The organism is Flavobacterium gossypii, assembly GCF_014138495.1.
Taxonomy (GTDB): domain Bacteria; phylum Bacteroidota; class Bacteroidia; order Flavobacteriales; family Flavobacteriaceae; genus Flavobacterium; species Flavobacterium endophyticum.
In genome coordinates, this window is sequence record NZ_JACJIS010000004.1 from 18,396 (window position 1) to 38,065 (window position 19,670).

Below are 19,670 nucleotides of genomic sequence, written 5' to 3' on the forward strand. Positions count from 1 at the left end.
CAATAAAGCCGATAGACAGAAAGAAATCGATTTCAAAAAATTATGTTAAAATAATACTTGCCTGATTTTAATTTGGATAAGGTAATTATTTGTAATTTTGTTCTCTTTTAAATTGACTTTCCGTGGGAAAACATATTCACAAATTATCTGCTGCAGGATTATTAGTTACTTTAGGAATTATTTTTGGAGACATCGGAACTTCGCCGTTGTACGTTTTAAAAGCCATAGTCGGAGACGACCCTATTGTTTCGAGAGATATCATTGGAGCCATTTCGGCTATCTTTTGGACCTTGACATTACAGACCACCGTGAAATACGTTATCATTACGCTTCGTGCAGATAACAAGGGCGAAGGTGGTATTTTTTCACTTTATACCTTAATTAGAAAAACCAAAGTAAAATGGTTGCTTTTTCCAGCCATTATTGGAGGAAGTACGCTTTTGGCAGACGGAATTATCACGCCGCCGATTTCGGTTTCTTCTGCTATTGAAGGACTAAGAGTTATCAACCCAGACATTCCAACAATTCCGATTGTTATTGCGATTATTACTATTCTTTTTGGATTACAGCAGTTTGGTACCAAGCTGATTGGAAAATTTTTCGGGCCTGTCATGTTCACCTGGTTCTCGATGCTTGGTATTTTAGGAGCGATACAGTTAGGAACAAATGTTCATGTTCTTTCTGCATTCAACCCATATCATGCCTATGAACTTTTGATGAACCACAAACAAGGTTTCTTGATTTTAGGAGCCGTCTTCTTATGTACGACAGGTGCTGAAGCTTTATATTCTGATTTAGGACATTGTGGTAAAGAAAATATCCGCGTAAGCTGGATTTTTGTAAAATGCATGCTTTTGCTGAACTATTTCGGACAAGGAGCTTGGTTGATATCGCATGAAGGCATGAGCCTGAAATCTGTTGGAGTTACGAATCCGTTTTATGCCATCATGCCAGAATGGTTCTTGCCTTTTGGAATCGGAATAGCGACATTGGCTGCCGTTGTGGCCAGTCAGGCAATGATCAGCGGTTCTTTCACTCTGATCAACGAGGCCATCCGATTGAATTTCTGGCCAAAAGTAAAAATCAAATATCCTACTGAACTAAAAGGACAATTATACATTCCTTCTCTAAACTGGATGTTATGGATTGGCTGTGTTCTTGTCGTATTATATTTCAAAGAATCTTCAGGAATGGAAGCGGCGTACGGACTTGCAATCGTGATGACGATGTTGATGACGACTTCTTTATTAAATTTCTATCTGATTTTAAAAAGGTACAACAAGATTTTCATTACCGTTTTAATTACGACGTATGCTATAATCGAAATTTCATTCTTGATTGCCAATCTTCATAAATTCTCAGACGGCGGTTACATCACATTGCTGATTGCGATGATGCTGATGGCAACGATGTTTGTCTGGTATTTTGCCAGAAAAATTAGAAATCGTTATTTGGTATTTGTCAAACTATCAGATTATTTGCCTGTCTTGGAAGATTTGAGCCGAGACATGAGCGTACCGAAATATGCTACGAACTTAGTCTATCTGACCAGTGCTGATCATAGGACAGAAATCGAATCGAAGATTATGTATTCGATTTTAAATAAACAGCCAAAACGTGCGGATATTTATTGGTTCGTTCACGTGCATGTTGTCGATGAACCGTATACGATGGAATACCGCGTGAATGAATTTATTCATGATGACGTAATCCGAATCGATTTCAGGCTTGGTTTCCGCGTAGCGCCAAGAATTAGCTTGATGTTCAAGAAAGTGGTGGAAGACATGGTGAAAAACAAAGAAGTAGATGTAACAAGTCGTTACGCTTCTTTAAATAAGAATAATATTATCGGGGATTTCAGATTTATCTTGATAGAGAAGTTTATTTCTTACGATAACGATCTGCCATTCTACGAAAAATGGATTCTCGATACGTATAACATCTTGAAGAAAATGGGACTTTCAGAAGAGAAAGCTTTCGGGCTGGATTCCAGTTCGGTGACCATAGAGTCGTTCCCGCTGCTGATTACGGCTCCAAGGGAAATTTGCCTTACTAGAGTTGATTAATAACAATCTATAAAATATAAAAAGCCGAAGCATTGCTTCGGCTTTTTTGTTTGAAAGAAGTTAAGAATTAATAAATAAGCTCTTCTACATTTTTTTGGATATTTTCTGAGATTTTCTGGGTTGGAAGGTCATTAGGATCATTTCCAAACGGATCTTCAATTTCTTCAGCAATAAGCTCCAAACTGGCCAATACATAGAAGATGAAGACTACGACAGGAACAACATAATATCCTAATTGGAAGACATAGCCAAAAGGCAACGTCAGTACGTAAGTAAAGATGAATTTCTTGATAAACGCACTATAAGAGTAGGGAATAGGCGTATTTTTGATTCTTTCGCAGGCTCCGCAGACATCTGTAAACGATTGAATTTCTGCATTCAATACAATCAATTGGTCGCCAGAAATTCTTCCGGAAAGATACATTTCATTTACACGCTGTATCATTGTTTTGGCAATTTGGTTCGGCTTGTGCTTATAATGATCTTTCGATAAAGTCTTGTCATCAAAAAGCTCATGGCTGATACTTTCTGTCTTAAGATGCAGATTTAGTACGGAAGCATAAGCAGGAATGATTTTCCTAAAAAAATCTTTATCCTCTTTATCTTGCAGCATTACAGACAATTTTATAGCGAGATTACGGCTGTTGTTGACCAAAGCGCCCCACATTTTTCGGCCTTCCCACCAACGGTCATAAGCTGTATTTGTCCTGAATACTAATAAAAGGGAAATCACAAAGCCAAGCATATTGTGCATTACCGTTATGTTTTTGACATGGCTGTTTTCGGATAAATTCCAATATTCTAATTCTAGATAGGCGACTCCTGCGGAATAAAGACCGATCAGGATCATTATCCAAAAAAGTTTTCGGATCGTATCGCCCTTATGGAAATTAAAGATGAATGAAAACCATTCTTTTGGATTGTATGAAATCATTTTTTGTTATATTTAGTGATTAGCTGTACTAGCTTATATAATTCCAGATGTTTTTCTTTTTCGACATTTCGATAAAAACTTGTCGCAAGTTTTGATGTTCCGGCTTGGTCATCGAAGCATCGTCTTTTAATAATTTAACAGCATAATGCCTTGCTAATTGTAAAATCTCCCTATCCTTTACTAAATCGGCAATCTGCAAGTTTAAGACGCCACTTTGCTGGGTTCCCATCAAGTCACCTGGTCCTCGAAGTTTCAAATCAACTTCTGCTATTTCAAAACCATCGTTTGTTCGAGTCATCGTTTCCATCCTGATTTTGCTATCATTGCTTAATTTATGTCCCGTCATCAAGATGCAATAGCTTTGTTCTGCGCCACGTCCTACGCGTCCGCGTAACTGATGCAGCTGCGATAAGCCGAAACGTTCTGCGCTTTCAATAATCATCACGCTGGCATTAGGTACATTCACGCCGACTTCAATAACGGTGGTTGCGACCATAATATTGGTCTTTCCTTGTGAAAATCGCTGCATTTCGGAATCTTTGTCGGCTGGCTTCATTTTTCCATGAACGATACTGACGCTGTATTTCGGCAGCGGAAAATCTCTTGAAATACTCTCATAACCGTCCATCAAATCTTTGTAATCCATCTTTTCGGATTCTTGTATCAAAGGATATACGATGTAAATCTGCCTGCCTTTTTCAATTTCATCTTTGATAAACTTCCAGACTTTTAATCGGTTCGAATCATAACGATGGACGGTCTGAATCGGCTTTCTTCCTGGTGGCAATTCGTCAATTACCGAAATATCCAAATCGCCATACAGACTCATGGCCAAGGTTCTTGGAATTGGCGTTGCTGTCATGACCAAAACGTGCGGCGGAATATCGTTTTTCTTCCAAAGCTTGGAACGCTGTTCTACGCCAAAACGATGCTGCTCGTCAATAATAGCAAGGCCTAAATTGTGAAACTTTACTTTATCTTCCAATAAAGCATGAGTCCCGATAATGATGTGGAGGCTTCCGTTTTCTAATTCCTCATGGATGATTTTTCGATCTGAAGTTTTAGTCGAGCCAGTCAGTATTTTGATATTAATATTCAACGGTTTAGCTAATTCTGACAATCCATTAAAATGCTGGTTAGCCAAGATTTCTGTCGGTGCCATAAGGCATGCCTGAAAGCCATTATCCAAAGCCAGAAGCATGCTCATTAGCGCTACGATGGTTTTTCCAGAACCTACGTCGCCTTGCAGCAATCGATTCATCTGGGCAGGATTCCCCATGTCATTTCGGATTTCTTTCAATACTCTTTTTTGAGCATTTGTCAGATCAAAAGGCAAGTGGTTGGTATAGAAATTATTAAAATAATCGCCTACTTTTTCAAAAGGATGTCCTTTAATTTTACTTTTTCGAATCAGGTTTTTAGTGATAAGCTGTAATTGTATGAAAAACAATTCTTCAAACTTTAATCGAAATTGTGCTTTTGCCAATAAATCAGGACTTTTTGGAAAATGAATATTGAACAGAGCCGCATTTTTAGGAATCAGCTTGAGCTCTTCAATCAGATAATTAGGTATCGTTTCCTGAAACAGCGCTTGTGTTTCTACAAAAAGCTGCTGCATCAATTTATTGATTGTGCGGTTTGAAATTCCCCGCTGTGTCAATTTTTCGGTTGACGGATAGACAGGCTGCATCGCCGAACGGAGATTCTGTTCGTGCTCGGCAAGCAGTTCCATTTCTGGATGTGCCATATTGAACTGTCCGTTAAAAGAAGTGCATTTTCCAAAAATAACATAGACCGTGTTTAATTTCAGGTTTTCCCGAATCCATTTCTGGCCTTGAAACCACACGAGTTCCATCTCTCCCGTATCGTCGATAAAAGTCGCGACAAGGCGCTTGCCCTTTTTTTGCTCAACGGTCTTGATGTGGATTATCTTTCCGATTATCTGGACTTCTGCATTGGTATTCTGCAATTCGTTTATTTTATAATAACGCGTCCTGTCGATATAACGATTTGGAAATAAATTTATTAGGTCGCCATATTTGTGAATGCCTAATTCCTTCCGAAGCAATTCGCCACGGGCCGGGCCAACGCCTTTTAGGTATTCAATAGGAGTTTCTAATAAATTGTTTTGCATTGTCTAATTAAAACACGAATATAAGCCATTAATTGAAAACTATAAAATGCGAGCCGAACTTGTTTGTCTTTCGTAAAGCTTAACTTTTGATTATACAGATTTTATTCTAAAGTAAGATTTTGGCTAAAGAAAATGATATATTTGGATTCAAATTCAATCTAAATGACAACGCACCTTGCATTGCTTCGCGGCATTAATGTTTCCGGACATAATATGATTAAAATGGAAGCCCTGAAAACGACGCTAGAAGCTATCGGCTTTCAAAATGTACAGACCTATATACAATCGGGAAATGTTTTCGTAGACACAGAAGAAGAGAATGCTTTAAAAGTAGGTTTTCTGATTAGACAGGAAATTTTCAAAGTTTTCGGTCATGAAGTGCCTGTCGTTGTTATTGGCAAAGATGATTTGGCGATCTGCTTTCGAAACAATCCTTTCCTGAAAGAAAAAGATATCGATACTAAAAAACTATATGTCGCTTTTGTTTCTACTACTTTAAAGAACGAAAGCATTAATGATTTGAAGATAAGCCAATTCAAACCCGACGAAGCAAGTATCGATGGAAGCCGAATTTATATCAAATATGCAGTCGGTGCCGGAAAAACCAGATTCGACCAAAAATATATCGAAAAGAAGCTCAATGTTACTGCTACAATCAGAAACTGGAATACCGTGACTCAATTACTAACACTATTTGAGGAAAGATAAAACATGGCAAAACCTATTTATATCCTGGGCACGGGACTTTCGCATAACGGTTCTGCGGTTTTATTAAAAGACGGACGCGTCTGTGTGGGTATCGAAAAAGAACGACTGACCCGTATAAAACATGATGGCGGCAATGACACGCTGGCCATACAATATTGCCTAGATGCTGAAGGCATAGAATTAAAAGACCTTTCGCTTGTCGTGCAATGCGCCAATTTTGAAATTCCTGACCGAAATTATTATAAAGGAAAAAGAATCTTTGCAGACGCCAAAGATCTTAAGATTGTAGATATTTCACACCATTTGGCCCATGCCTATAGCGCTGTTGGCACTTCACCTTTTTCGGAGTGCGCCGTTATGGTTATCGACGGTTGTGGAAGTCCGTTGGATCAATTCTTGAAATTGCATCCCGACCGGCAACAGCATATAGCTCCCGAGTTCTTGAACGAAAACCAGATGCTCTGCGAAAAAGATAGCTTTTATCATTTTGATGGACAACAACTGACCCCTTTAGCCAAGGATTTCAGTAAAATGGCGGAACAATCAGATAATTTGTTTTCGCTTCCTACGACACAACATTCGATAGGAGGTTTTTATGCCTCAGTCAGCAATTATGTTTTTGGCGATATGGATGATGTCGGAAAATTGATGGGATTGGCACCGTTTGGAAAATCGGGAACCTATGATTTCGAAGCTTTTGAATTTAAGTCCGGAAACCTGTTTGTCAATGATGGCTGGAAAAACCAGTTTGATAATCCATCCCAAGGCTATGCTTATTTTAAAGAACATTTTGACTATTATGCCAATGTAGCCAAATGGGCCCAAGAACAGGTGGAAAAAGCAGTGTTGCAATGCATTCAAAACCGATTGGAGAAATTTCCGCATCAGAATTTATGTTATTCTGGAGGTGTTGCGCTCAATGCCGTTGCAAACGCGAAGCTTCAGGATGCACAAATAGCAGAAGACATCTATTTTGAGCCTGCCGCTGCCGATAATGGCTTGGCTTTGGGCTGTGCTTTTTACGGCTGGCTTGACTATCTCAAAATGCCGAAAGTACCGCATGATGGCAGTACCTGTTTTGGGAAAACATATACTGATAGCGAGATTGACGCTACCTTTGACAAAGAAGAAAACAAGAAATACGATCCGAAGAAAATAACCGATGAAGCCGAGTTGGTTCGTTATTGTGCCGAAAAATTAAAAGAAGGAAAAACCATAGCCTGGTTCCAATCGGGCTCAGAGTTTGGCCCAAGATCTTTAGGAAGAAGAAGTATTTTGGCGCACCCCGGAATTGAAAACATGAAAGACCGTATCAATCTGGATATCAAGTTCCGAGAAGATTTTCGTCCTTTTGCGCCTGCAGTACTAAAAGACAAAGTTGGCAACTATTTCCAATCTGCACGATACAGTCCGTATATGATTTTAGTGGATAAGACACGTCATGAATACATCCAAGCCCTTAAAAATGTAACGCACCGTGACGGATCGGCGCGTGTACAGACGGTTGAGAAAAGCTGGAATCCAAAGTTTGCTCTATTGATTGAGGCTTTTTATGAACAGACAGGAATTGCAGTACTGCTGAATACAAGCCTGAACAAAAAAGGGATGCCAATTGTCGAAACTCCCGATGAAGCCATCCATCTATTCGGAATAACCGATTTGGATATATTGGTAATGGAAAATACGATACTCGAAAAATAACTATCCCAAATTTTTAATCAATTCATTTGCCATTGGCGTATTCATCCGCTGCAATTCGGCAATCATTTGCTGTTTCTGCTCTTCGCTTAATACAGGCGCTGGCTTTATAAATTGTTCTGGATCGGCTTCCTTAAAAAATAAGGCATCGGTCCATTCGTTTCTCAAGCCGTCAATTACCAAATGGATACGATCTTCTGTTCCGCGGTTGGCGACAGAATGCGTAAAGTTGGCGTCGATATACCAACATTCGCCTTCGTTCATAATCAGGCGCTTGCCGTCCAAAATAAATTCGACTTCGCTGTTGGTAATGATCGGAATGTGCAATCTAAAACAGCCGTCTTCATATCCAAGACAGTTGTCGCTATGCGGTTTGACTTCGGCACCTACAGCCAGTTGAAGCAAACGGACAGCCGTTTTTTCAAAAAGAAAACTGTCGAGTATTTCTTTAAAATAAGTACAAGAGTTTAGGATTTCAGTCGGAACTAACTTTTCCGTCGCATTCGGCGACGCATAAATCTGATCCGATTTGCCGCTTTCAGACATCAATGCAATTGAGGTCCATTTTCCGGTATAATCCTTTGTATTGTAATGTGCGGTCCAATTCTCATTGATGATTTTTTGGACATCCGTTTTAAGTTTTTCAGTATCAAAAAACAGAGGAAATTGTATAGAGCGTACTAGTTTATCCATGATCTAATCTCTTAACCATTTAGCCATTACAGGAAAAGCTTCCTTTCTTTCTTTGAGCGCGCGTTCTTTGCCAAAAGTAAGTCCGGCCCATTCCAGTAAAGGCAATCCGATATAATTCTCGCCATTGAAATTAGAAATCAGCCAATCCGAATTATTTTTATAGCCGTCGGGATGGAAGACAAATTCAATCGGCAGGTCCAAGTGTTTTGCTGCCGCAAAAGACCAAAGCATGGCCGCAATTTCTTCACCTTGAGTAGGCCAATCTGCTGCCATTTCGGTTGTTCCGGCTCGATTTCTTTCTGCAGAAGTTGTCACGGCCAAATGGCCGGCTTCGTGCAGCATATCGCCTGGATATTTTAGCTTTTCATAATCTACATAAACAGTGCTAGGACCTAAAGCCAATCCGGGAAGAAACGTTTCTTCTTCTAGATTTTTCACAACTACCGATATTCCGATTTCTTCAAGGAATCGGACTGTTTTTTCCAAATGAGGATGTTTCTCGAACATGATCAATATAAGTTTGGGCAACACAATATAGCAAAAAAGTTTCGTGTAAATAGAATAATTCTGTATTGTTTCTGAAACCTTCGTAACTTTGAAATTCAGATATTTTTAAAATGAGACGACTACCATTTCTTTTTCTTCTTTTCCCTTATTTTCTTTTTTCACAGCAACTGCAAAAAGTGGATTTCAAGACGTTGAATGCCACACTTTCTTTAGATGCGGCTAACAAAAAAATAGCAGGAAAAACTACGTATGTTTTTGAAGTACTTTCAACCATTGATACGATTCGGATTGATGCCAAAAACATGAGTTTTTCGAATTTAAAGATCAACAATAATACAGTCGAGTTCAAGAATTCGGGTAAAGAACTATTGCTTTTCAAAGGCTTTAAAAAGGGAAAGAACACGCTCACGTTTGAGTACGAAGCAACTCCAAAACAGACATTGTATTTTATAGGCGAAAAAGAAAATCTACAGATCTGGACACAAGGCCAAGGCAAATACACAAGCTATTGGCTGCCGAGTTTTGACGACGTAAACGAGAAGGTCATTTTTGGACTGACTATTTCTTTTGATAAAGATTTCACAGTCTTGTCTAACGGCAAATTAAAAAAGGTAGCCGATGTAAATCAAGCGCAAAAACAATGGGAATACCAGATGGAAAAGCCGATGAGTTCTTATCTGGCCATGCTTGCTATCGGGAAATTTGCAAAACAGACTGAAACGACAGCATCCGGAACACCTTTAGAAATGTATCTTTCGCAAGAAGATGCCTCAAAATTTGAATACACTTACAAATACAGCAAGACAATTTTTGACTTTTTCGAAAGCGAAATCGGTGTGAAATATCCGTGGGGAATCTACAGACAGGTTCCGGTAAAAGACTTTTTATATGGGGGAATGGAGAATACGACTTCCACGATTTTCTCCCAAGATTATGTTGTCGATGAAATCGGTTTTAACGATAGAAATTACATCAACGTCAATGCCCACGAATTGGCGCATCAATGGTTTGGCGATCTGATTACCGCAACGTCAGGAAAGCATCATTGGCTGCAGGAGGGCTTTGCGACCTATTATGCGCTTCTGGCAGAAAAAGAACTTTTTGGCGAAGACCATTTTAATTGGGAAATGTACGAGATTGCCGAAAGGCTGCAGCAGGCGTCTAAAACAGATACCATTCCGTTGATGAACGAGAAGGCAAGCGCGCTTACTTTTTACCAGAAAGGTGCCTGGGCCTTGCATGTGCTGCGTGAAAACGTAGGGGCCAACAACTTCAACAAAGCCGTAAAAAAATACTTGGAAAAATACGCTTTCAAAAATGTAAATACCGCTGATTTTTTGGCAGAAATCAATGCTGTCTCCAAGTACGACACAAAGAAATTTCAAGAAATATGGCTGGAAAAATCAGGCTTTGAAGTAACAGAAGCGTTGGGAATCTTGCAAAAGAATAAATTTATCAAGAACTATCTAGACGTACTTTCATTAGCCGAAAAACCTTTGGCCGAAAAACAGCAGGTTTTCGAAGAAACCTTGAAATCGGATGCTTACTATCCGATAAAAGAAGAAATTCTTTTCCAGCTGCAATCGTTAGATTTTCCTGAAAAGCTTCCTTTTATCCAGATTGCAATACAGTCAAAAGATATAAAAGTAAGGCAGGCGGTTGCCAAGACCTTGAATAAGTTTCCGGCAGAATTTCTGCCTGATTTTGAAACGTTTCTAGATGACAATTCCTATGTCACAAAAGAAATAGCCTTAAATGTCTTATGGTCGCAGTTTCCGGATAACAGGACAAAATATTTGGACAAATCTAGGAATTGGATCGGCATGAACGACAAAAATCTCAGAATCTTATGGCTTACGATGGCCTTGGCTACAAAAGATTTTGAGCCTGAAAATAAGCTAGGCTATTACGACGAGCTTTTAGGCTATGCTTCTCCAAATTACGAAAGCTCTATCCGCCAAAATGCGCTGATCAATCTTCTGTATATTAATCCGAACGATACCAATGTCCTTCGCATGCTTGTCAATCCGTTGACGCACCACAAATGGCAGTTCTCTAAATTTGCAAGAGACAAGATAAGAGAGCTTATCAAAAAGGAAAAATACAAATTGTTTTTCTCCGAGCTTTTGCCCTCCTTGCAAGAAAATGAAAAGGTCGCTTTAGAAAGACTATTAAATCCATAGAACTGTTAAAGTTGTCCTTAGTTCAGCAGAATAGCATTATTTTTAAAGAAAAATCACCACACATTTATGCGAGCATTAGTTATTTCGGGTGGCGGAAGCAAAGGAGCATTTGCTGGCGGCGTTGCCCAATACCTTATCAAAGAAAAAAATATATGCTATGATTTGTTTATTGGGTCTTCCACAGGAAGCCTTTTGATTCCGCATCTGGCCTTGGACAAAGAAGACAAAATTTTCAAGCTGTATACGAACGTAGATATGGACAAAATTTTCAGCGTCAATCCCTTTATCATCAAGCATAAGAAGAATCAAGAAGTCATTACCATCAATCACTTTAACGTGATCATGCAATTCATGAAAGGGAAGCGTACTTTCGGCGAAAGCAAAAACCTCAAAAACTATATCGAAGATAATTTCTCAAAAGAAGAATTTGCCGAACTACGGAATTCCTCCAAAGAAATTATCGTGGCGGTTACCAACATCACAAAGAACTGCGTAGAATACAAATCCATCCTCGATTGCTGCTATGAAGATTTCTGCGATTGGATTTGGATTTCCTGCAACTATATTCCTTTTATGAGCCTTGTGACCAAAGACCATTTTGAATATGCCGACGGCGGTATCTCCAATGTAATTCCGATACAAGAAGCCATCAATCGCGGCGCGACAGAAGTAGACGTAATTGTTTTGGAAACCGAACACAATACGGCCGAAAAAGTCATCGGAAAAAATCCTTTCTCGCTTACGATTGATTTGTTCGGAACGATTATCGACCAAGTCGAACGAAAAGATATTATTATCGGTCGATTGGCAGCAGCAGCCAAGAATGTAAAACTCAATTTCTATTACACGCCAACAAAACTGACCGACAATCCGCTTGTTTTTAATAAAAAAATCATGCTAGATTGGTGGCACCAAGGCTATGACTATGCTAAAAATAAGAGCGAAAACATGAGCCAGATCCAGATATAAAAAAAAGCCTCTGTAAAGAAGCTTTCGTTATAATTTATTCCTGACAATCTACCAAAGTCCTCCGACTTCGTCTTTGATATAAGCCAAAGCATTGTTGCTTGGCGATTGTTTTTCCAACAGTTCGCTCAAGACCGCTTCGCGTAATTTATTTGCCGTATCCGTTGCAGGATTCAAGGCCGCTTTTCGGATCATCTGTATCGTAGCATTTTTAGCCGTCGTGATAATCGTCCAGCATTCGTCTGATAAATAAATCTGCTGCGTAAGGTTATGCTCAAATTCGTTTTCGATATGCGAAATGACCAAATCCTGATAATCCATCTTGTCGCTCGAAGTAGGAGCAATGCGGATCAAAAGGTTGGAAGGGTTTATTCTTTCTAAAAACAAAGCCATTCTTTCATAAGCCTGCAGTCGGATAGGAAGCGCGCTTTTCTGCGCATCTTTCTGGATGAGGTACCTGCGGCGGCCTTCTTCGTTTTTAGTATGAAGGCTGAAAAAATAGTAGGCTACGCCTCCAGTGATTACGGCAGGAAGAGTATAGCTCAACAGCTCGATTATTTTTGTAGTATCCATAGAATATGCTTTTAAAGAACGCAAAAATAGGACATTCTTTTCATAAAATTCATTGTTTATAACTAAATAAGAACGGCAACCATTTCTTATAGGTGCCATTATTTTTCTACAATCTAAATCCTTATTTTTGCAAGTAAAAGAAACTAAAAAAAATGCAGCAGTATATAAGCCAGCTTAATGAAGCCCAGCAGGCGCCTGTTCTCCAAAAGGACGGCCCAATGATTATTATTGCAGGAGCAGGCTCAGGAAAAACCAGGGTATTAACCATACGCATTGCCTACCTGATGCATCAGGGTGTCGATGCCTTTAATATCCTTGCCTTGACGTTTACGAACAAGGCAGCCCGTGAAATGAAAAAGCGTATCTCAGATATCGTAGGTTCGAGCGAGGCGAAGAATCTTTGGATGGGAACCTTCCACTCGGTTTTTGCAAGAATGTTGCGCTCCGAAGCCGACAAGCTAGGCTATCCTTCCAATTTTACGATTTATGACTCGCAGGATTCGGTACGACTGATCGGCTCTATCATCAAGGAAATGCAATTGGATAAGGACGTCTACAAGCCAAAGCAGGTTTTTGGGCGTATTTCTTCCTATAAAAACAGTTTGATTACGGTCAAGGCCTATTTCAACAACCCAGACTTGCAGGAGCAGGATGCCATGTCGAAAAAGCCGCGTCTTGGAGAAATCTACCAAAACTATGTTGAGCGCTGTTTTAAGGCAGGCGCAATGGATTTCGACGACCTGTTATTAAAGACCAACGAACTGCTAAACCGTTTTCCGGATGTCTTGGCAAAATACCAAGACCGATTCCGTTATATCTTGGTCGATGAGTACCAAGATACCAACCATTCGCAATATTTGATCGTTCGTGCTTTGTCGGACAAATTCCAAAATATCTGCGTCGTTGGTGACGATGCGCAGAGTATTTATGCTTTCCGCGGAGCGAACATCAATAACATCTTGAACTTCCAGAAAGATTATGAAGGCGTACAGACCTACCGTCTGGAGCAGAATTACCGTTCTTCTAAAAATATAGTCGAAGCGGCCAACTCGATCATCGACAAGAATAAGACCAAGCTCGACAAGATTGTCTGGACGGCAAATGCCGACGGTCCGAAGATAAAAGTACACCGAAGCCTGACCGATGGTGAAGAGGGCCGATTTGTGGCCAGCGAAATCTTTGAAAAGAAGATGCAGCTCCAGATGATGAACGGACAGTTCGCCATCTTGTACAGAACCAACGCCCAATCGCGTGCGATGGAGGATGCCTTGAGAAAACGTGACATTCCGTATCGAATCTACGGCGGCTTGTCGTTCTATCAAAGAAAAGAAATCAAGGATGTTCTCTGCTACCTGCGATTGATTATCAATCCGAAGGATGAAGAAGCGCTGATACGCGTTATCAATTATCCGGCACGAGGTATCGGCGATACTACGGTCGAAAAGCTGACGATTGCGGCCAACCACTACAAGCGTTCGATTTTTGAAGTGATGGAGCATATCGACAAGATTGACCTAAAGCTGAATTCAGGAACAAAATCGAGGTTGCAGGATTTCGTGACCATGATCAAAAGCTTTCAGGTCATCGACCAGAACCACGACGCTTTTTATCTGGCAGAGCATGTGACCAAAAAGACGGGCTTGATACAAGAATTGAAAAAAGACGGCACTCCGGAAGGAATCGCGCGTCTTGAAAATATAGAAGAGCTCTTAAACGGTATCAAGGATTTCATCGAAGGGCAGAAAGAAATCGACGGAGCAAGAGGCGCCTTGTCTGAGTTTTTAGAAGATGTAGCCTTGGCTACTGATTTGGACAAAGATACAGGCGATGATGACCGCGTGGCCTTGATGACCATTCACTTGGCAAAAGGACTGGAATTCCCTTATGTATTTGTCGTAGGGATGGAGGAAGACTTATTTCCGAGTGCCATGAGTATGAGCACCCGAAGCGAACTGGAAGAGGAGCGAAGGCTGTTTTATGTAGCCTTGACACGTGCCGAACATCAGGCCTATTTGACCTACGCACAATCGCGCTACCGTTGGGGAAAACTTACCGATTCTGAACCATCACGATTTATTGAAGAAATCGATGGCGAATATCTAGAATACCTGACTCCGGCAGAAGGCAACTACCGTTACAAGCCGATGATTGATATGGATATTTTTGGCGACGTAGATAAGTCGAAATTGCGACTGGCAAAGCCTACAAACGGCACGCCGCCTAAAAAGTACGGCGAAGAAGAACCGTCTTCCAGCATCCGAAGATTAAAGCCTGTTTCTTCTAATGCTTCGTCTGGTGCTCCAGTTTCAGACAGCAAGCTGAATGTGGGGAATATTGTCATGCACGAAAGGTTTGGAAAAGGGCAGGTGCTCAATATCGAAGGAGCGGGTGCCGACAAGAAGGCTGAAATTAAATTTGAGGTCGGAGGCATCAAAAAATTGCTACTGCGTTTTGCCAAGCTGGATATCCTATCCTAAATTGTTTGGGAAAATTGTCGTAACTTTAATCAAAAGACTTTAAGAAAAATGGCACAATTTATTAAAATATACCCTCAGAATCCCAACGAGAAAGAAATCGACCGCGTAGTCAAAGTGCTGAAAGAAGGAGGGTTGGTTATTTATCCTACAGACACTGTCTATGGTCTTGGCTGTGATATTACCAATACAAAAGCATTGGAGCGTATCGCCAAAATCAAGGGCATAAAGCTCGACAAAGCTAACTTTTCTTTTGTCTGCCACGATCTGAGCAATATTTCAGACTATGTAAAGCAGATTGATACGTCTACGTTCAAGCTGTTAAAAAGGGCATTGCCTGGACCGTATACGTTTATCTTGCCGGGCAACAACAACCTGCCAAAAGAGTTCAAGAAAAAAAATACTGTAGGTATTCGTGTGCCTGATAATTCGATTGCTTTGGAAATTGTAAAACAGCTCGGGAATCCTATTGTTTCTACGTCCATCCACGATGATGATGACGTAATCGAGTACACTACCGATCCGGAACTGATCTTTGAGAAATGGCAGAATCTGGTAGATGTGGTCATCGACGGGGGCTATGGAGACAACCAGCCATCGACGATAATTGACTTGTCGGGCAGCGAACCCGTAGTCGTAAGGGAAGGAAAAGGCAGTATTGATTTTTTATAAAATGCGAGTTTTATGACAAAACTTTCGCTTTTGTGATAATTTAATCCTAATTTAGCACTACCAATTAAGAAGTTCCTACTAGTGATAACGATCTATACCGTATGCTATTCTTAATTTAAATATTTAATTGGTTATTAATAAAAAAAGTTAGGGATACATAAAAAGCAGGCTTTCGGGCCTGCTTTTTCATTTACTGCTTATTTTGGACGGCTTATTGCTTCGCCAAGTTTTTCATTTCTTTTTCGATCATGTCATAGAACTGGTCGATTTTTGGCAATACCACAATTCTAGTTCTTCTGTTAACTGATCTGTTTTCAGCAGAGTTGTTGTCTACTAACGGAATGTACTCGCTTCTTCCTGCTGCAATCAACTGTTTTGGATTTACATTCAGCTCTTGCAATACGCGGATGATAGACGTAGAACGTTTCACGCTCAAATCCCAGTTGTCTAACAAGACACCATTTGATTTGTAAGGAACGTTGTCCGTGTGTCCTTCAACCATACATTCAAAGTCTGGCTTGCTGTTTACTACCTTCGCTACTTTAGCCAAGATTTCTTTTGCTCTGTCGCTCACGACGTAGCTGCCGCTTTTGAAAAGAAGCTTGTCTGCAATAGAGATGAACACAACTCCTTTTTCAACATTGATCTCGATATCCGGATCGCTGATACCCACTGAGCTTTTTAGGCTGGTTACCAAAGCCAATGTAACAGAGTCTTTTTTGGTCAAGGCGTCTTGAAGACGAGTAATCTTGATGTCTTTTTCTTTCAGGCTCTCTAATGATTTTTCAAGGTTTTCTGCTCCTTTTGAAGAAAGGGTAGTCAAGTTGCCCATATTGTTGATCAGGTCAGCATTGTTCTTTTTCAAGAATTCAAGCTGGTTGGCAAAAGCTTCTCTTTCTGTCAAACAAGTGTTCAGCTTCACAGTGGCAGTGTTCAGCAGGTCTTGAATTTCTTTGTTTTTTGCTTCTAGTTCGGCAATTTTCTTTTTTGAACCACACGAGGTCAGCGTAAATGCTGCAATCGAAAGTATAAAAATGACTTTTTTCATAGGTTTCGGTTTTAAAATTTTAACAAATTTAAGGATTAATACTAGGGTATCAAGTTTAACATCTATAAACTATTGTTAAAATTTTATTCAAAAACCTTGCCTTTCTTGACGAAATACTGGTAGGTGATGCTTTTTATTTTGTAGTAATTATCGTATTGATTTGATTCTCTTTTGTTTAAGAACTTAAATAAATTTAAATAAAAACTAAAGTGCGAGCGCAGGATTGCCCAAGTGTGCGCAAACTTGCCTTCGAATACAAACTTGATTCCAGCGAGTCCGTCTTGCGACAGCCGAATGAAAAGAACCGGAAACAATCGCTTCCTCGGAAGGTTCTTCAGCATCATCCACAGCGAATTGCGGAAATTGAGAAAAGTCTTGTGCGGATTAGTCTCCTTCAGAGTCGCACCGCCAACGTGGTACACTGTAGATTTTCCACAGTATTTTACTTTCAGTCCTTGGTTAAAGGCACGCCAGCAAAGATCGATTTCTTCTTGGTGCGCAAAAAAGTCTTCGTCAAAGCCGCCGAGCTTTCTGTAGACGTCTTTTCGGATAAAGAAGCAGGCTCCAGATGCCCAAAAGATGTCTGCAGTATCATTATACTGCCCGTTGTCTTTTTCAAGCGTCTGGAAGATCCTGCCGCGGCAGAACGGAAAAGCATATTGGTCGATAAAGCCGCCTCCGGCACCAGCATATTCAAACCACTGCTTGTTTTTATAATCTAGTATTTTGGGCTGCAGTATAGCCGTTTCAGGTTCTTGGTCGAACAGCTCGATAATGGGCGTGAGCCAGTTTTCTGTCACTTCAATATCAGAATTGACCAAGGCATAATATTCTTCTTCTACAAACCGCAAGGCTTGGTTATAGCCTTTGGCAAAGCCGAAGTTCTCGGTGTTCTGTATGATCTTTACCGACGGAAATGTCTTTTTGATAAAATCAACCGAAGTATCCGACGAAGCATTGTCGGCCACATAGATGTTCGCTTCCGAAGAAAATCGCAACACAGAAGGCAGGAATTCTTCGAGCAGCTTCTGGCCGTTCCAGTTGAGTATGACGATGGCGGTTTTTTTCATCAGATGTTGGTTTTCGATTGGGGCTAGGTTCTGAAATTAGGAAGTTCTTTTAAGAAATTGTATTTTTCTTCGTGATAATCCATCTGGCAAAAATAATGATTTAGGCCGTTGGTTACCATTAAATATTCCGATTCGAGCGCCATATTGTAGCGGGCAATCTGGTCGAAAGTATCCTGGCTGATGATAATGTCGGTCGATTTGCATTCCACCAAAAGAAACAGCTTGCCATCGGGCTGGAACACCACGATATCATAGCGCTTGACCAAGCCGTTCAGCTTGATGATCTTTTCTACATTAATATACGACTTCGGGTATTTCTTTTCTTGAAGCAGGTACTGCACTACGTTCTGTCGGACCCATTCTTCGGGCGTCAGGACAATAAATTTCCTGCGGATTTCGTCGAAAATAGAAATCCTTCCTTCCGTATTCTTGAAGCGGAATTCATAGGTGTTGAAATTGAGCTGCTGCATGCTGCAAAGAAACAAAATTTGTTTGTATGTTTCCTGTTTGTATATTTGATGCAAAAGCAATTGATGAAATCGGAAGCGTATGACCTATAAACAATATGCTGTACATCCAGACCTTAAAGACTGGATACGTTATTTCTGGAGCTACGACGTATGTACTTCAGAAACGCAGGTATTGCACGTCCGTTCCTTTGCAGACCGATATCCCCGTCTTATCTTTCAGGACATCCGTTCGTTTTCGCCCATCAAGGGTGCCGATGGCGGCATCAAGCCCATCTGCTACCTGAGCGGTGTCGATACGCAGCCTACCGATGCGTTCTGGGACAGCCGTTTTTCGCATTTCGGAATAAGCTTCCAGCCTCATGCCCTGCATACTTTCTTTGGCATCAATGCGGCCGACCTTACCGACCAGATGCCCGACATCGGACTGCTGGACAAGACCGAAATCGCAACCTTATTAACAGACGCTCACGACCATCTCGAAAGAGTTGCCCTGCTCAGCCACTACTTTTATAAAAAGATAGCCCAAGCCAAAGGCGATACGATTATCAACAACCTTTTTCAAGGCGATTGGGCCGACCGATTGGACAATGAAAAGAGCCTTGCGGCCATTGCCTCGCACTATCATATTTCTGAACGGCAGCTGCAGCGCAAGTTCAAGCAAAACGTAGGCGTGTCTGCCCGAAAATTTGCAAGGATTGCCAAATTCGAGAAGTCATTGCAGGCCATTTCTGCCGTACAGTATGGCAATCTTACCCAAGTAGCCTACGACTTGGAGTATACCGACCAGTCTCATTTTATAAAAGATTTTAAATTATTCTCCGGCCTTTCTCCGTATGACTTTGTGAGGCAGGCCAACCTGGGCTCTGAGAGCGCTTCGTTTATCTACCCCGACCCAATGGCGTGATGTCGTTCTGATACAATTCTGTTAGGATTCTCGATTTTAATTTTGGAAAAGATTTCTGGCTTGGTCCAGATCAAAAATTCTTAATCCTTAAAATCGTTTATGTATGAAAACAGAAAAAAACAAAATTGCAACCTTCCTTATTCTTGCACTCTCGGCTTTCGCCTTTACGAGCTGTTCTAAAGATGATGGCGATGATGCCAACGGAGGAAATTCACACAAGCTTGTGTTTAAGGCAGAAGTTTCTGCAGGATCTTCCATCAACCAATCCGTATACGGCTATGATACCAGCCTGACGACAGTCACGGGCCTGGGCGGACTGGCATGGACAAGCCCAGAAGTTACGGCACCTGCCAATGCGAGAGTAGCGAGTTTTGTCGTAAATGCAGTAGGAGCGAATGCTTCTTCGACCTTGAAACTGCAGGTATTTGTAGATGGTGTCTTAAAAAAAGAAAGCACGAGTACGGGGACAGCTTTGGTAAGCCAAGCGCAGTACAGCCTCAGATAATATCCTCCTTTTAGCCGGCAGCGGCCTACACTGCTATGGTTTTTTTTAGAACTTATTGCTATTTT

17 protein-coding genes are annotated in these 19,670 nt (G+C 40.7%); 9 read left to right on the forward strand and 8 right to left on the reverse strand.

Features of this window, described 5'->3' with window-relative positions:
- Positions 1 to 122: 122 nt before the first annotated feature.
- Complete coding sequence (locus GGR22_RS14820) at positions 123 to 2,066, forward strand: KUP/HAK/KT family potassium transporter (protein ID WP_121377210.1); 1,944 nt, start codon at positions 123 to 125, stop codon at positions 2,064 to 2,066.
- Positions 2,067 to 2,133: 67 nt separating this feature from the next.
- On the opposite strand, the gene GGR22_RS14825 is transcribed toward GGR22_RS14820, so the two are convergent.
- Both GGR22_RS14825 and recG read right to left on the reverse strand, forming a co-directional pair.
- A complete protein-coding gene (locus GGR22_RS14825) occupies positions 2,134 to 3,000 on the reverse strand; it encodes a bestrophin family protein (RefSeq protein WP_121377209.1) in 867 nt (288 codons plus the stop codon).
- 28 nt (positions 3,001 to 3,028) lie between these two features.
- On the reverse strand, positions 3,029 to 5,134 hold the full coding sequence (gene recG / locus GGR22_RS14830) for an ATP-dependent DNA helicase RecG (protein WP_121377208.1): 2,106 nt from the start codon (positions 5,132 to 5,134) through the stop codon (positions 3,029 to 3,031).
- 162 nt (positions 5,135 to 5,296) lie between these two features.
- On the opposite strand from recG, the gene GGR22_RS14835 reads away from it, so the two are divergent.
- Together GGR22_RS14835 and GGR22_RS14840 are read left to right on the forward strand one after the other, a co-directional pair.
- Positions 5,297 to 5,842: a DUF1697 domain-containing protein gene (locus GGR22_RS14835; protein WP_182494301.1), complete on the forward strand. Its 546-nt coding sequence runs from the start codon at positions 5,297 to 5,299 to the stop codon at positions 5,840 to 5,842.
- Between the two features lie 3 nt (positions 5,843 to 5,845).
- Positions 5,846 to 7,543, forward strand: coding sequence for a carbamoyltransferase family protein (locus tag GGR22_RS14840; RefSeq protein WP_182494302.1), 1,698 nt, complete (start codon positions 5,846 to 5,848; stop codon positions 7,541 to 7,543).
- On the opposite strand, the gene GGR22_RS14845 is transcribed toward GGR22_RS14840, so the two are convergent.
- On the reverse strand, positions 7,544 to 8,233 hold the full coding sequence (locus GGR22_RS14845) for an aspartyl/asparaginyl beta-hydroxylase domain-containing protein (protein WP_182494303.1): 690 nt from the start codon (positions 8,231 to 8,233) through the stop codon (positions 7,544 to 7,546).
- 3 nt (positions 8,234 to 8,236) lie between these two features.
- Complete coding sequence (locus GGR22_RS14850; RefSeq protein ID WP_182494304.1) at positions 8,237 to 8,740, reverse strand: hypothetical protein; 504 nt, start codon at positions 8,738 to 8,740, stop codon at positions 8,237 to 8,239.
- A gap of 110 nt (positions 8,741 to 8,850) precedes the next feature.
- On the opposite strand from GGR22_RS14850, the gene GGR22_RS14855 reads away from it, so the two are divergent.
- Positions 8,851 to 10,923, forward strand: a complete 2,073-nt coding sequence (locus GGR22_RS14855) for a M1 family metallopeptidase (protein WP_182494305.1) — start codon at positions 8,851 to 8,853, stop codon at positions 10,921 to 10,923.
- Between the two features lie 66 nt (positions 10,924 to 10,989).
- Positions 10,990 to 11,892 carry a patatin-like phospholipase family protein gene (locus tag GGR22_RS14860; RefSeq protein ID WP_121377202.1) on the forward strand — a complete coding sequence of 301 codons (903 nt, stop codon included), beginning with the start codon at positions 10,990 to 10,992 and terminating at the stop codon, positions 11,890 to 11,892.
- 48 nt (positions 11,893 to 11,940) lie between these two features.
- Here GGR22_RS14860 and GGR22_RS14865 read toward each other — a convergent pair whose 3' ends face one another.
- Positions 11,941 to 12,462: a DUF7935 family protein gene (locus GGR22_RS14865; protein WP_121377242.1), complete on the reverse strand. Its 522-nt coding sequence runs from the start codon at positions 12,460 to 12,462 to the stop codon at positions 11,941 to 11,943.
- A 152-nt stretch (positions 12,463 to 12,614) separates the two neighbouring features.
- Between GGR22_RS14865 and GGR22_RS14870 the strand changes: the two genes are divergently transcribed.
- The gene (locus GGR22_RS14870; protein WP_121377201.1) at positions 12,615 to 14,939 is read left to right on the forward strand and encodes an ATP-dependent helicase; all 2,325 of its coding nucleotides are present in this window, start codon (positions 12,615 to 12,617) and stop codon (positions 14,937 to 14,939) included.
- A 48-nt stretch (positions 14,940 to 14,987) separates the two neighbouring features.
- Positions 14,988 to 15,608: an L-threonylcarbamoyladenylate synthase gene (locus tag GGR22_RS14875; protein ID WP_182494306.1), complete on the forward strand. Its 621-nt coding sequence runs from the start codon at positions 14,988 to 14,990 to the stop codon at positions 15,606 to 15,608.
- Positions 15,609 to 15,819: 211 nt separating this feature from the next.
- On the opposite strand, the gene GGR22_RS14880 is transcribed toward GGR22_RS14875, so the two are convergent.
- From GGR22_RS14880 to GGR22_RS14890, 3 genes are all read right to left on the reverse strand, one after another.
- Positions 15,820 to 16,656, reverse strand: coding sequence for an OmpA/MotB family protein (locus GGR22_RS14880; RefSeq protein WP_121377199.1), 837 nt, complete (start codon positions 16,654 to 16,656; stop codon positions 15,820 to 15,822).
- Positions 16,657 to 16,739: 83 nt separating this feature from the next.
- Positions 16,740 to 17,726, reverse strand: a complete 987-nt coding sequence (locus GGR22_RS14885) for a glycosyltransferase family 2 protein (protein ID WP_182494307.1) — start codon at positions 17,724 to 17,726, stop codon at positions 16,740 to 16,742.
- 23 nt (positions 17,727 to 17,749) lie between these two features.
- Positions 17,750 to 18,196: a type I restriction enzyme HsdR N-terminal domain-containing protein gene (locus GGR22_RS14890; RefSeq protein WP_182494308.1), complete on the reverse strand. Its 447-nt coding sequence runs from the start codon at positions 18,194 to 18,196 to the stop codon at positions 17,750 to 17,752.
- A 79-nt stretch (positions 18,197 to 18,275) separates the two neighbouring features.
- Between GGR22_RS14890 and GGR22_RS14895 the strand changes: the two genes are divergently transcribed.
- Positions 18,276 to 19,100, forward strand: coding sequence for a helix-turn-helix domain-containing protein (locus tag GGR22_RS14895; protein WP_182494309.1), 825 nt, complete (start codon positions 18,276 to 18,278; stop codon positions 19,098 to 19,100).
- A 103-nt stretch (positions 19,101 to 19,203) separates the two neighbouring features.
- On the forward strand, positions 19,204 to 19,605 hold the full coding sequence (locus tag GGR22_RS14900; protein WP_182494310.1) for a hypothetical protein: 402 nt from the start codon (positions 19,204 to 19,206) through the stop codon (positions 19,603 to 19,605).
- Positions 19,606 to 19,670 lie beyond the last annotated feature (65 nt).